The organism is Pseudomonas sp. TH43, assembly GCF_016650635.1.
Lineage (GTDB): Bacteria > Pseudomonadota > Gammaproteobacteria > Pseudomonadales > Pseudomonadaceae > Aquipseudomonas.
Genome location: NZ_JAEKFI010000003.1, coordinates 882,164 through 895,120, shown reverse-complemented (window position 1 = coordinate 895,120; position 12,957 = coordinate 882,164). Strand labels below are relative to the sequence as shown.

General features: G+C 58.6%; 17 protein-coding genes. 10 read left to right on the top strand and 7 right to left on the bottom strand.

Features of this window, described 5'->3' with window-relative positions; all coding sequences use genetic code 11:
- The first annotated feature begins 112 nt into the window (after positions 1–112).
- The 5 genes from JFT81_RS13705 (at position 113) to recX (ending at position 3,363) form a co-directional block, all read left to right on the top strand.
- Positions 113–679, top strand: a complete 567-nt coding sequence (locus JFT81_RS13705) for a glycoside hydrolase family 19 protein (RefSeq protein ID WP_201227718.1) — start codon at positions 113–115, stop codon at positions 677–679.
- A complete protein-coding gene (locus tag JFT81_RS13700) occupies positions 658–1,176 on the top strand; it encodes a lysis system i-spanin subunit Rz (protein ID WP_201227717.1) in 519 nt (172 codons plus the stop codon). Before JFT81_RS13705 ends, JFT81_RS13700 begins: the two co-directional genes overlap by 22 nt.
- Before the next feature lie 68 nt (positions 1,177–1,244).
- Positions 1,245–1,745, top strand: coding sequence for a CinA family protein (locus JFT81_RS13695; protein ID WP_201227716.1), 501 nt, complete (start codon positions 1,245–1,247; stop codon positions 1,743–1,745).
- An 83-nt stretch (positions 1,746–1,828) separates the two neighbouring features.
- Positions 1,829–2,884, top strand: coding sequence for a recombinase RecA (gene recA / locus JFT81_RS13690; protein ID WP_201227715.1), 1,056 nt, complete (start codon positions 1,829–1,831; stop codon positions 2,882–2,884).
- A gap of 8 nt (positions 2,885–2,892) precedes the next feature.
- Positions 2,893–3,363, top strand: a complete 471-nt coding sequence (gene recX / locus JFT81_RS13685) for a recombination regulator RecX (RefSeq protein WP_201227714.1) — start codon at positions 2,893–2,895, stop codon at positions 3,361–3,363.
- Between the two features lie 55 nt (positions 3,364–3,418).
- Here recX and JFT81_RS13680 read toward each other — a convergent pair whose 3' ends face one another.
- On the bottom strand, positions 3,419–4,537 hold the full coding sequence (locus tag JFT81_RS13680) for a TIGR00730 family Rossman fold protein (RefSeq protein WP_201227713.1): 1,119 nt from the start codon (positions 4,535–4,537) through the stop codon (positions 3,419–3,421).
- 353 nt (positions 4,538–4,890) lie between these two features.
- Here JFT81_RS13680 and JFT81_RS13675 point away from each other — a divergent pair, with 353 nt between their 5' ends.
- On the top strand, positions 4,891–5,085 hold the full coding sequence (locus tag JFT81_RS13675) for a hypothetical protein (protein WP_008077170.1): 195 nt from the start codon (positions 4,891–4,893) through the stop codon (positions 5,083–5,085).
- Here the strand turns inward: JFT81_RS13675 and JFT81_RS13670 are convergent, their stop codons facing one another.
- On the bottom strand, positions 5,086–5,511 hold the full coding sequence (locus JFT81_RS13670) for a PA3611 family quorum-sensing-regulated virulence factor (RefSeq protein ID WP_103302968.1): 426 nt from the start codon (positions 5,509–5,511) through the stop codon (positions 5,086–5,088).
- A 189-nt stretch (positions 5,512–5,700) separates the two neighbouring features.
- Here JFT81_RS13670 and JFT81_RS13665 point away from each other — a divergent pair, with 189 nt between their 5' ends.
- The 3 genes from JFT81_RS13665 to JFT81_RS13655 all read left to right on the top strand — a co-directional run bounded on the left by JFT81_RS13665 (position 5,701) and on the right by JFT81_RS13655 (position 7,758).
- On the top strand, positions 5,701–6,444 hold the full coding sequence (locus JFT81_RS13665; RefSeq protein WP_201227712.1) for a tRNA-uridine aminocarboxypropyltransferase: 744 nt from the start codon (positions 5,701–5,703) through the stop codon (positions 6,442–6,444).
- Positions 6,445–6,670: 226 nt separating this feature from the next.
- Positions 6,671–7,321, top strand: coding sequence for a response regulator transcription factor ErdR (gene erdR, locus JFT81_RS13660; protein WP_095050444.1), 651 nt, complete (start codon positions 6,671–6,673; stop codon positions 7,319–7,321).
- 74 nt (positions 7,322–7,395) lie between these two features.
- Positions 7,396–7,758: a diacylglycerol kinase gene (locus JFT81_RS13655; RefSeq protein WP_042557932.1), complete on the top strand. Its 363-nt coding sequence runs from the start codon at positions 7,396–7,398 to the stop codon at positions 7,756–7,758.
- Here the strand turns inward: JFT81_RS13655 and JFT81_RS13650 are convergent.
- A complete protein-coding gene (locus JFT81_RS13650) occupies positions 7,755–8,681 on the bottom strand; it encodes a LysR family transcriptional regulator (protein ID WP_034154937.1) in 927 nt (308 codons plus the stop codon). The genes JFT81_RS13655 and JFT81_RS13650 overlap by 4 nt on opposite strands.
- 132 nt (positions 8,682–8,813) lie before the next feature.
- On the opposite strand from JFT81_RS13650, the gene fpr reads away from it, so the two are divergent.
- A complete protein-coding gene (gene fpr, locus JFT81_RS13645) occupies positions 8,814–9,593 on the top strand; it encodes a ferredoxin-NADP reductase (RefSeq protein WP_007908723.1) in 780 nt (259 codons plus the stop codon).
- Between the two features lie 159 nt (positions 9,594–9,752).
- On the opposite strand, the gene tsaA is transcribed toward fpr, so the two are convergent.
- The 4 genes from tsaA to JFT81_RS13625 all read right to left on the bottom strand — a co-directional run bounded on the left by tsaA (position 9,753) and on the right by JFT81_RS13625 (position 12,801).
- Positions 9,753–10,451 (bottom strand): tRNA (N6-threonylcarbamoyladenosine(37)-N6)-methyltransferase TrmO, encoded by a 699-nt coding sequence (tsaA, locus tag JFT81_RS13640; RefSeq protein ID WP_201227711.1) that lies wholly within the window; start codon positions 10,449–10,451, stop codon positions 9,753–9,755.
- Between the two features lie 167 nt (positions 10,452–10,618).
- On the bottom strand, positions 10,619–11,389 hold the full coding sequence (locus tag JFT81_RS13635; RefSeq protein ID WP_201227710.1) for an SDR family oxidoreductase: 771 nt from the start codon (positions 11,387–11,389) through the stop codon (positions 10,619–10,621).
- Between the two features lie 161 nt (positions 11,390–11,550).
- Complete coding sequence (locus JFT81_RS13630; RefSeq protein WP_201227709.1) at positions 11,551–12,018, bottom strand: DUF1456 family protein; 468 nt, start codon at positions 12,016–12,018, stop codon at positions 11,551–11,553.
- Positions 12,019–12,090: 72 nt separating this feature from the next.
- Positions 12,091–12,801, bottom strand: coding sequence for an rRNA pseudouridine synthase (locus tag JFT81_RS13625; RefSeq protein WP_187679499.1), 711 nt, complete (start codon positions 12,799–12,801; stop codon positions 12,091–12,093).
- Between the last annotated feature and the right edge of the window lie 156 nt (positions 12,802–12,957).

Sequence of the window (12,957 nt, the reverse complement as noted above, 5' to 3'; positions counted from 1 at the left end):
CCACTTTATTCCACGAGGATGCAGTAGCGGAAAACTCCGGAAAGAAATGGCTGGCAGGCGTGGGCCGCCGGCCATGGTTCAATCGCAGTACATCCAGGGAGGATCAAGCATTATGCAAATAACTGAAGACAACCTTAAAACCATCATGCCCAACGCCCGCTCCCAAGCGGGCGTTTTTGTTTCTGCGCTCAACTCCGCGATGGCGCGCCGTCGCATCGACTCGCCCAAACGCATCGCTGCGTTTCTCGCGCAGATCGGTCACGAGTCGGGCCAGTTGCAGTACGTGCGGGAGTTGGGCAACAACCAATACCTGAGCAAATACGACACCGGCACCTTGGCCTTGCGTTTGGGCAATACGCCTGAGGCTGACGGCGATGGGCAAAAGTATCGTGGTCGCGGGCTGATCCAGATCACCGGTCGCAGCAACTATCGCCAATGCAGCCTTGGCCTGTTTGGCGATGAGCGTCTGCTGTCGTTGCCTGAACTGCTCGAGCAACCGCAATGGGCAACCGAATCCGCGGCATGGTTCTGGGAGCAGAACGGCCTCAACGAATTGGCCGACCGCGATCAGTTCAACACCATCACTCGGCGTATCAACGGCGGGTTGAACGGATTGCAGGATCGTCTGGAGATCTGGGCGCGGGCGAGGGCGGTGTTATGCCTATCTCCTGGCGCGTGATCGGCCTTTTGTTGCTGGCCATGGGGGCTTTTGCTGCCGCCTGGCAATTGCAGGACTGGCGCTACGGCCGGCAACTGGCGGAGCAAACTCGGTTAAACGCCGAAACCCTCAATCAACTGACCATGTCCGCTGCCACCGCACAGCAGGCCGAGCAGGATAAACGTCTGGCGCTGGAGCAACGGCTCGCCGCCAGTGAACAAACCCACTTTCGAGCGCTGAGCGATGCCCAACGTGATCAGGATCGCCTGCGCGATCGCCTTGCCACTGCTGATGTGCGCCTGTCAGTCCTTCTCGACGCCAACGACGTTGCCCAAGGCTGCAACGTGCCAGCCTCCGCCAGTGCCGGCGGCGTGGATCATGCAACCGTACGCGCCCGACTTGACCCGGCGCATGCTCAACGAATTATCGCCATCACCGACAGCGGCGACCGCGGACTGATTGCCTTGCAGGCGTGTCAGGCCTATGTCAGAGCGCTGGCGTCTGCACATTTTGAATGAGTCTGTGTATTGAAAGCGCAACCGGGTCGTGTACGGTGGTACGCATTCCACACGATCCGGAGAGCGCCGTGAAAGATCTCACTCAACTGGCTGCCGAACTTGGCCGACGCCTGCAAGTGCTCAATGCCCATGTCACCACTGCCGAATCCTGTACCGGTGGCGGAATTGCCGAAGCCATCACACGAATTCCGGGCAGCTCGGCGTGGTTTGAAGCCGGTTATGTGACCTACTCCAACCGGCAGAAAACCCAGCAACTGAATGTGCCGGGGGCGTTGTTCGAGACGGTGGGCGCGGTCAGTCGTGAAGTGGTCGAGGCAATGGTGCGGGGCGCTCAGGAAAAAAGCCTGGCGCGATTTGCCGTCGCGGTCAGCGGCGTTGCCGGGCCCGACGGTGGTTCCCCGAGCAAACCGGTGGGCACCGTCTGGTTGGCCTGGGGCGTGGGTGACCTGGTTTCCAGTGAGGTCCAACACTTCCCCGGTAACCGCGATGAAGTCCGCCGACAAACGGTGAAGGCCGCGCTAGAGGGGCTCCTGCGACTAGCGGCACGAGAAATCGAAAATCAGGGGTAGGCGATCCGCGAACGCTGTGGAATAATACTGGCTACTTATACAGGTGTTGGCCGTCAGGCCTTATTGATTACGTGAGGACTTTAATGGACGACAACAAGAAGAAAGCCTTGGCTGCGGCCCTGGGTCAGATCGAACGTCAATTCGGCAAGGGTGCCGTGATGCGTATGGGCGATCAAGACCGTCAGGCGATCCCGGCTATCTCTACTGGCTCTCTGGGTCTGGACATTGCTCTCGGCATCGGCGGCCTGCCAAAAGGCCGTATCGTTGAGATCTACGGTCCTGAATCCTCCGGTAAAACCACACTGACACTGTCCGTGATCGCCCAGGCTCAAAAAGCCGGCGCGACCTGCGCATTCGTCGACGCCGAACACGCCCTCGACCCTGAGTACGCCGGCAAGCTGGGCGTTAACGTCGACGACCTGTTGGTGTCCCAGCCGGACACTGGCGAACAGGCTCTGGAAATCACCGACATGCTGGTGCGTTCCAACGCTGTTGACGTGATCATCGTCGACTCCGTGGCAGCACTGGTGCCTAAAGCTGAAATCGAAGGCGAAATGGGCGACATGCACGTGGGCCTGCAAGCCCGTCTGATGTCCCAGGCGCTGCGTAAAATTACCGGTAACATCAAGAACGCCAACTGCCTGGTAATCTTCATCAACCAGATCCGTATGAAGATCGGCGTGATGTTCGGTAGTCCGGAAACCACCACCGGTGGTAACGCTCTGAAATTCTACGCTTCGGTTCGTCTCGACATCCGCCGTACCGGCGCGGTGAAAGAAGGCGACGAAGTGGTCGGCAGCGAAACCCGCGTCAAGGTTGTGAAGAACAAGGTGGCTTCGCCGTTCCGTCAGGCGGAGTTCCAGATTCTTTACGGCAAGGGCATCTACCTCAACGGCGAGATGATCGACCTGGGCGTACTGCATGGTTTCGTCGAGAAGTCCGGCGCCTGGTATGCCTATGAAGGCACCAAGATCGGTCAGGGCAAGGCCAACTCGGCCAAGTTCCTGGCGGATAACCCGGAAATCGCTGCGAAGCTCGAGAAGCAACTGCGTGACAAGCTGCTGACTCCTACAGTGATCGACTCCAAGGCTTCCGCAGTCAAAGAGACTGCAGACGACCTGGCCGACGCTGATATCTGATTGCCACGATGACAACCGCTGTACTCGATACCCTCGTCGCGGTGCGGCGAACCGCCATGGATCTGCTCGCACGCCGCGAGCACGGTCGAGTCGAGTTGACGCGCAAACTGCGTCAACGCGGCGCTGAGGCGGAGATGATCGAAACAGCCCTCGACCGTTTAACGGAAGAAGGGCTGCTTTCCGAAGCGCGTTACCTTGAAAGCTTTGTTTCCTACCGTGCCCGTTCCGGTTATGGCCCTTTGCGGATTCGCGAGGAACTCAGTCAGCGCGGTTTACAACGTGCCGATATCGAACTCGCCCTGCGCGAAAGCGGTATCAGTTGGCAGCAGCAGCTTCAGGACACGTGGCAGCGCAAGTTTTCCGGACATTTGCCGATCGATGCCAAAGAACGGGCCAAGCAGGGCCGGCTCCTCGCCTATCGGGGCTTTTCGATGGAGATGATCAACCGCTTGTTCAGCGGTCGCGGCATGGACGATTAAAACGATTCAACAAAAACGGCCCGCTATGAAAATAGCGGGCCGTTTTTTTTTGCCTTCAAATTGCCTTTGACGGCTCGCGACTGCGTTGTGCTGTTTGCGGTCTGGAGTCAGCCCAGTTTTCCGGCAGGTTGATGTAATCGATCAACTCCCGCAGACGCCCGTGAGTGCGAGCATTAAAAGCGAAGGCCAACCGCGCCAGATGGCTGAACTGCGCTTCGTCGTGTTCCTCGCCACTGTAGGCATGTTGATGAAACTGGTCGCTCAAGCACAGATCGGCAAAAGATTCCTGCATGTGCTCAAGCGCCTGATCGCTGAGCTTGTGATGCATGCGCATCACGAATTGCCGCTTGAGCCAGCGGCTGGAGTGGAAGTTGCTGTAAAACTGGTTGATCTGCTCTACCGCGTCCTCGACGGTATAAACCAGACGCATCAGCTTCATGTCGGTCGGCAGGATGTAATGGTTGTCTTCCAACTGCTGGCGGATGAAATCCATCGCGCCTTGCCAGAACGTGCCGCCCGGTACATCCAGCAAAACTACCGGCACTAGCGGACTTTTGCCGGTCTGGATCAGGGTCAGCACCTCCAGCGCCTCATCCAGCGTGCCGAAACCGCCGGGGCACAACACCAGCGCGTCGGCCTCTTTGACAAAGAACAGCTTGCGCGTGAAGAAAAAGTGGAACGGCAGCAGATTGCCGGTGCCGTCGACAGTCGGGTTGGCATGTTGTTCGAAGGGCAGGGTGATGTTGAACCCAAGGCTGTGATCGCGGCCAGCGCCTTCATGCGCGGCGGCCATGATGCCGCCTCCGGCTCCGGTGATGACCATCATGTCCGAGCGCGCCAATGCGGCGCCGAGTTCTCGTGCCATGGCATACAACGGATGCTCGACCGGCGTGCGCGCCGAGCCGAACACCGTGACTTTGCGTCGTCCCTTGAATTTCTCCAGTACTCGAAAGGCTTGTTCCAGTTCGCGCAGGGCTTGCAGGGTGATCTTGGCGTTCCAGCGGTTGTGGTCTTCCTGTGCCATGCGCAGCACGGTGAGGATCATGTCGCGGTAGATGGGAATGTTCAGGCTGTTGGGGGAAACACGGTTGAGTTGTTCTTCGACCTGGTTGATGAGGTCAGGACCGCTTTCCTGAAAATGACGGCTGAGCAAGTCATTCGGTTGGTAAGGCATTCAACGTCTCCTTCTGCACAGAGCGGATGGCCCTGACGCGCGGCGTCAGTGCCGCGCTGCAAAAAACACACACGACCAGCAGTTCCTTTCCTGCTGTTAACCCATGATCGGGAATACTCTGAATTTAGACCCTTGCGCGCAATTGCGCTGACTGGATCATTGCGCCGCAACGTTAAGGCTGTAAACCGCTCATTAATGTTTTATCAATCCCGACACCGCTCGTCCGAACGTGCTCCGGCTAGCAATCCCTCTGATTAACTAACTTACAGGCGCCGTACGACAACTGTGCGTCAGCAACCGTACGCAAGGTGCACGCTATTCAAGGATTTGTGGGTAGCAAGGAGGCGGCACAGATGGCCAGAGTGATTCTGGAGATCGATACGCAGTTGTATCGAATGTTGAAGGCTTCAGCCGAGACCAATCATGTCAGTCTCGAAGAGGAGTGCTGCCGACGGCTGGCAGGTGGCGAACGTCGCTCGCACTATTTACAGGCCTTGCTGGCCGAACTGCGCGCCGAGGATGAACAGCGGCGCGCGAATTCACGTTAGTTACTTCTTCTTCGCCGGTGCGGCTTTCGGGCAATCCGATTCCTGGTAGCTGGCGGAGCCGATCGCTTTGTTGGTTTTCACTTCAGTGAAGTCGTAACGCATGATCGCGCCTTTGGCCATCAGTTTGCGGAACGAAGGGTTGTTGCACACCGAGGCTCCCAACTGGAAATACACGGCTTTAGGGTCAGCACGCATTTTGTCGGCGTGGCTCTTTTGCACGCTAAGATGATTGATCAGCTGAGTACCTTCAACGGTGTAGCCCTGATCAAGAATGTCTTCATTGATTGCGCGTGGCGTGCCGACGCTGCTTTGGGCGGCGACATTGCGCAGCTCGCGATTCAGATTCTGCTCACTCAGCGAGGCAGCCTGAGCGGTGAAGGACGACGCCAGCAGAATGGCAGCGGTGGGAACGATAAGGCGCAGCATGAAACTCTCCTGATTCGGTGACTGGTGGTTCGACCAGCCTCGGGGCTGTGCGTTCAGTGGCGGCGAATTATAGGGGAGCCGGTCTGGACGGTACAGGCTTGTGCCCGTCGCTCTGGTAAACTGCTGGCCTTTATTGCCTTGCCGAGTGTTGTTCGTGTCGAGTTTTCCTGTCTGCCGGCGTTGCCTGCGATGAACCATGCCCCCAACGCTGTCGCCCGTCTGCGCGATCAGCGCGAAGATGAAGGCATCAAGCCGATTCAGGCCCGTGGCTTTCGCTCCGAGCGTTGCCGCGACTGTCGCGTCATCATCAGCCATTGCCTGTGCGCCTGGCGACCTACCGTCGAAACCCGTTCCGGCGTGTGCCTGATCATGACCGGCAAGGAAGTGTTCAAACCGAGCAATACCGGTTGGCTGATTGCCGACGTGGTGCGCGATAACCACGCATTCATCTGGTCGCGCACTGAGCCCGACGCGCAGATGCTGGCGCTGCTCAGCGATCCGCAATGGCAACCCTATCTGGTGTTTCCCGGCGAATACGTCGAACCTTCGCGGGTGACCAACGCAGTCGCCGCCGATAGCAGCAAACGTCCGCTGTTCATTCTGCTGGACGCGACCTGGACCGAAGCTCGCAAGATCTTCCGCAAGAGCCCGTACTTCGACAGTTTGCCGATCCTGAGCCTGCTGCCCGACAAGCTCTCGCGCTACCGCTTGCGCCGTTCAACCCGCAGTGAGCATTTGTGCACCGCCGAAGTCGCGGCGTTGTGCCTGGAACTGGCCGGCGACAGCGATGCCGCTTCGGCGCTGGACGCCTACTTCGACGTGTTCAGCCAGCATTACCTCGGCGCCAAGCAACAATTGGATATGAATGAGTCAACCCCGGCCCATGCCGAGTTGCAGCGCTATATACGAAAGCCGCAGCCTGAGTTGGCCTGATAGTGGCCCATACTCTACACACCGGCGGCCGTGCTGCTTGACCACCCAGTCTTCGCTGGGCATGCTTGGCGCCGATTAGGGTGCGGCCAAGGTTTGAAACGCCGTGTTTGCTGGTTATTGGCGTTGAACGTGCCCCTGTGGATACCGCTACAAAGCGGCATCTTGAGTTGCTTTGGCCAGACCGGAATGCACCGGGTCTGCCATCAAAAACAGGATCATTTGAAAAATGGCCACATACGACATCCTGATTGCCGATGATCACCCCTTGTTTCGTAGCGCACTGCACCAAGCGGTGACGCTGGGCCTTGGCCCGGATGTACGCCTGGTGGAAGTGGCGAGCATCGCCGAACTGGAAACGCGTCTGACTGAAAAGGCTGATTGGGATCTGGTTCTGCTGGATCTGAACATGCCCGGCGCGTTCGGGTTTTCCGGACTGGTGATGTTGCGCGGGCAATACCCGCAGATTCCAGTGGTAATGGTGTCGGCCCAGGAAGAAGCTTCGGTGATGGTCAAGTCTCGTGAGTTCGGGGCCAGTGGCTTTATTCCGAAGTCCAGCGACCTCAGCGTGATTCAAGAAGCGGTGCGCAAAGTGCTCGACGGCGATGTGTTCTGGCCACCGCAAGCCTTCGAAGCCGTCAGCGTTTCTGACGAAGCGAAAGCCGCCAGCGATGGCCTCGCCAGCCTGACGCCACAGCAGTTCCGGGTATTGACCATGGTCTGCGAAGGCCTGCTGAACAAGCAGATTGCCTATGAGCTGAGCGTGTCCGAAGCGACCATCAAGGCCCACGTCACGGCGATCTTTCGCAAGCTGAATGTGCGCACTCGCACGCAAGCAGCTTTACTGCTGCAACAACTTGAGTCAATTCCGAGCCAATAAAGGCTGGCGTCTTCACGCTTTTTTGACTTTTGTTGAACTAGCTTTCCCACTCCTTTTTGGTTGGTTTCTACTTTATGTCACCTTTCAAGGGCCAGACCGGCCTGAAACGCATCCTCAATGCTTCCGGTTATTCGCTGGACGGCCTGCGTGCAGCCTTCACCGGCGAAGCAGCGTTCCGTCAACTGGTACTGCTCAATGTGGTGCTGGTTCCGCTGACGTTCTTCCTCAATGTCAGCCGCGTTGAACAGGCACTGTTGATTGCCGTGTGCTTGCTGGCGCTGATCGTCGAGTTGCTGAACTCGGCAGTCGAAGCGGCCATCGACCGCATTTCGCTGGAGCTGCACCCGCTGTCGAAGAACGCCAAGGACATGGGCAGCGCTGCTCAATTCGTGGCGCTGAGCATGATCGCGCTGGTGTGGGCAGTGATTCTGCTTTAAGCGATAGTCGGCAAGACGATCTCGTCGCTGCGCTGCACCCCGGCGGTGAAAGCGCGGCACAGCTCGAGAAACTCGCGCATGGCCGAGGTCTGGTACTTCTGCTTGTGCCAGATGAAGTAGAACTGCCGCGCCAGATCCAGATCCGGTGTCTCCACCGGCACCAGACTGCCGCGCCGAAAGGCGTCGCGCAGCGCCAGGCGCGAGATGCAGCCAATTCCAAGTCCCGATTCCACCGCGCGTTTGATCGCTTCGGTGTGTTCCAGCTCGAGGCGAATATTCAGCGCACTGCGGTGATGACGCATGGCCTGATCGAAGGTCAGCCGTGTGCCAGAGCCTTGTTCTCGCAGAATCCACGCTTCGTGGGTCAATTCTTCCATGGTCGCGCTGCCACGTTGTGCCAATGGATGCTGCGGCGCGCAGAACACCACCAACTCATCCTCGACCCAGCTCTGCACTTCGATGTCCGGGTGGCTGCAATCGCCTTCGATTAGACCCAGATCAATTTCGTAGTGAGCAACTTGTTGCACGATATTGGCCGTGTTCTGCACGTGCAGTTTCACTTGGCTTTCCGGGTGGCGCTGCATGAAGCTGCCGATCAGCAAGGTCGCCAGGTAATTGCCGATGGTCAGCGTCGCGCCGACCGACAGCGAGCCAAAACCGGATTTGCCGTTGAGCAGGTCTTCGATTTCCTTGGCCTGGTCGAGCAGGGCCACCGCTTGTGGCAACAGCTGTTTGCCGAGGGCGTTGAGGCTCAGCCGTTTGCCGGCGCGGTCGAACAGCTGGCAGCTGGACTGGCGCTCCAGTTCGGTGATCGAGGTGCTCGCGGCCGACTGCGAGAGGTTGAGCAGACCCGCAGCACGGGATACGCTTTCCTGCTGGGCGACGGCGACGAAGACTTGCAGTTGACGGAGAGTAAATCGCATATCGATATAACCGATAACCCTTATCTTAATAATCCAGTTAACAGATATTGTCGTCGCTATTAGAATGCGATGCAATTGCGCACGTTCAGCTGCAAAACCCGCGCAGACCCAATATCCAGGAGTCAAACGTACATGAGCAACATGAACCACGAGCGTGTCCTCAGTGTTCATCACTGGAACGACACTCTGTTCAGCTTCAAGTGCACCCGCGATCCGGGCCTGCGCTTCGAGAACGGTCAGTTCGTGATGATCGGCCTGCAACAGCCTAATGGCCGCCCGCTTATGCGCGCTTACTCGATCGCCAGCCCGAACTGGGAAGAGCATCTGGAGTTTTTCAGCATCAAGGTGCAGGACGGTCCACTGACCTCGCAGCTGCAGCACTTGAAGGAAGGCGACGAGATCATCATCTCGAAGAAGCCTACCGGCACGCTGGTTCTTGACGACTTGAACCCGGGCAAGCATTTGTATCTGCTGAGCACCGGCACCGGTCTGGCGCCGTTCATGAGCGTGATCCAGGACCCGGAAACCTACGAGCGCTTTGAAAAAGTGATCCTGGTTCACGGCGTACGTTACGTCAACGAAGTCGCTTACCGCGAATTCATCACCGAGCATCTGCCGCAGAACGAGTTCTTCGGCGAAGCGCTGCGTGACAAGCTGATCTACTACCCGACCGTGACCCGCGAGCCTTTCGAGAATCAGGGCCGTCTGACCGACCTGATGCGCAGCGGCAAGCTGTTCAGCGACATCGGTCTGCCGCCGATCAACCCGCAGGACGACCGCGCGATGATTTGCGGCAGCCCGAGCATGCTCGACGAGACCAGCGAAGTGCTCGACAGCTTCGGCCTGAAGATCTCGGCCCGTATGCGCGAGCCGGGTGACTACCTGATCGAGCGTGCATTCGTCGAGAAGTAAGCCCCACCCAAAAAGCCCCCATTGCCTATGCAGGCAATGGGGGCTTTTTTATGCCCGAAACATTTCCCTGTAGGAGCTGCCGAAGGCTGCGATCTCTTGATCTTAAAAAGCAAGATCAAGAGATCGCAGCCTTCGGCAGCTCCTATATCGAGCGAGATTTCAGGCTGTAGCGGGGATGACTTCGAGCACTCGGATCTGCTCAGGCGTCGGGTAATGCCAGCGCACGTCCAGATCCCAGAATTGCGCGCCGTATTCGCGTTCAGGCACCGGGGTTTGATACGCCGGGCGTGGATCCTGAGCCAAACACTGTTCAATCAACGCCACCAATGGCTCGTCGAGGCGCTGAGCGTGTGTGTGCGCTTGTTTCAGTGCCGGGTCCGTCCACTGCACGTCAATCAGCTGCGGCGCAGCGCTGGCGATGCTGTTGGTGGCGCTGTGGATGATGTCTGCATAGGGCACGTACGGTTTGATGTCGAGTATCGGCGTGCCGTCGAGCAAGTCGATGCCGGAGATGAACAGGCGATTGGCTTCGACCTTGTCCAGTTTCACCACTGATTGGCCGATGCCGTTCGGGCGATGGGTGGCGCGGGTAGCGAACACGCCCATGGACTTGTTGCCGCCAAGGCGTGGCGGGCGAACTTTGAGGCGCGGCTTTTCTTCAAGGGCTTGATGGAACAGGAACAACAGCCAGACGTGACTGACCTGCTCCAGCCCCTGCACGGCGTCGCCCTGATCGAACGGCGCCACCAGTTCCAGCACGCCACGGGCGGCGGGGGCCAGTTGTGGTTGGCGGGGGATGGCGAATTTCTCCTTGAAACAGGAGCGCACGAAGCCGATGGGGGAAACGCTGTAAGTCATGATTTGCAATCGAAGCGGGGCAGGGTGGGCATGATAACCCGGCAGGCCTCAGGTCTGGTGTTGGCAGGGCTGGCCTTTTCGCGAGCAGGCTCGCTCCCACATTGGGTCTATGGCGTGCACAAGATCCCTGTGGGAGCGAGCCTGCTCGCGAAGGCCGCGCCGCCGATCTACAGGCTGAACCCGCCATCCAGCGGAATGATATTCCCGGTCATGTAAGCCCCAGCGGTACTCGCCAGACTGATCGCCAGCGCCGCCATCTCTTCCTCACGCCCCCAGCGCTTCATCGGAATCAAAGCCGTGTCCTCAGCCAATGCCTGCTGATCATTACCAATATGCTGAGTCATCTTGCTCGGAAACCTTCCCGGCGCGATCACGTTGACGTTGATGTGCTGGCTCACCAGTTCTCGCGCGAGAATCCGCGACAATTGATGCAGGGCGGCCTTACTCGGCCCATAGGCATACGCCTGCTCACCAAACGAAGAAATCCCCGCCACCGAACCAATATTGATAATTCGCGCCGGATTCGCTGCCGAACCCGCTTTGCGCAACAGCGGCAGAAACTGCTGGATGCAACTGAACACCGAGGTCACGTTGAGCTGCATGACCTTTTCCCAGCCCTTGACCGGATAGCTCTCCAGTGGCGCGCCCCAAGTGGTGCCGGCATTGTTCACCAGAATATCCAGATGACTGATTTGCTCGCCCAGACGCGCAGCCAACTCCTGGACGCCTTCTTCAGTCGCCAGATTCGCCGCCACGCCGTGGCAGATGCCCAAAGCACTGAGTTCTTCAGCCGTTTGATGACAGGCCTCGGCGTCGCGGGCACAGACAAAAACGCGGGCGCCGGCCTCGACAAAGGCCTTGGCAATCATTTTGCCGATACCGCGTGTGCCGCCGGTCACCAGAGCGGTGCGGCCTTGCAGGGAAAAGTACGGGTGCATGGCGAATCCTGAGGGCTAGGGATCAATACACCCTAGTCGTCAGCCGCAAAAAGCGGAGCCATTATTTTCGGAAGGAATGGGCGGCCATACGGCCAGCTGCAAGCTACAAGCGGCCAGTCGAAGCGCGGTGGCCATTTGCAGCTTGCAGCTTGTAGCTGCTTTTACACTCTCACGCGCAGCGTGAGCCCCTTGAGGAAGTTGCGCAGCAACTGGTCGCCACACGGACGATAGTTGGTGTGGCCGACCTTGCGGAACAGTGCGCTCAGCTCAGGCTTGGACACCGGGAACTCGGCTGCCTTGAGGATCGCGTGCATGTCGTCTTCTTTCAGTTCGAAGGCCACGCGCAGCTTTTTCAGAATGATGTTGTTGGTCACCGGCACTTCAATAGGCTGCGGTGGACGGCTTTCGTCCTTGCCGCGCTTGAAGATCACCAGACCATCGAGGAAGTGGGCAATGACTTCGTCCGGGCAGCGTACGAAACCTTCTTCGTCTTCTTCTTTCTTGTCGAGCCAGGTCAGCACGTCAGCGAGTTCTACGTCCATGCCGCCGAGTTTGATGATTTCGACAACCTTCTTGTCACTGATGTCGAGCATGTAGCGCACGCTGCGCAATACGTCGTTATGAATCATGTGAGTAATCCTGATAAGCGTTGTGGGCAGCGCGCGGGCGCGCTGCCGGAATGTGTGGCGGCAGTGGAAGTCTTAGAACTTCTCTTTGCCGGACAGGTAGCGCCATTGGCCGACCGGGACCTTGCCGATCGAGACGCCGCCGATGCGAATGCGGCGGATGCCGATGACCTTCAGGCCCACCGCTTCGCAGAACTGGGCGATGATCCCCGGCTGCGGATTTTTCATGGCGAAGCGCAGGCGGTTTTCGTTCTGCCAACTGGCCTTGACCGGCGGCAGTTCCTTGCCCTTGTGGGTGAGGCCGTGCTGCAAGCGGTTGAGGCCGTGGGCGACCATGTCACCTTCGACTTCAACGATGTATTCCTGCTCGATCTTGGCCGAGTCGGCGGTGAGCTTGCGCAGAATCTTCCAGTCCTGGGTGAACACCAGCAGGCCGCTGGCCTTGGCCTGCAAATCGGTGCTGGCGGTCAGGCGCAGGAAATGGCCACGCAACGGTCGTTTGCTGAAACGGTGCTCTTCGCTGAGGGTTTCGGCGCTCAGGGTTTGCATCGCGCTGTCCGCATCCATGCCCGCCGGCACGTTGAGCAGGATGGTCACCGGCTCTGGCGCGGTGGCCTTGGCGTCCTTGTCGAGCTCGACCTTCTGGTCGCCGACCTTGAATTGCGGCTCGTCGATGACTTCGCCGTCCACGGTGACCCAGCCGCCCTCAATGAACAGCTCGGCCTCCCGGCGGGAGCAACCGACCAGTTCGATGAGGCGTTTGGAGAGGCGAATCGGGTCAGTCATGACAGGGCCGTAACAAAAAAGGGGTGGGCATTGTACCTGTGTGGCGCCGGTTAAGCCCGGTTCCATTTACACGGTCCTCGTATTCCCTGTGGGAGCTAGCCTGCTGGCGATTGCATCACCGCGGTGAATCTGGATGACCGCAGCGCCTGCATCGCC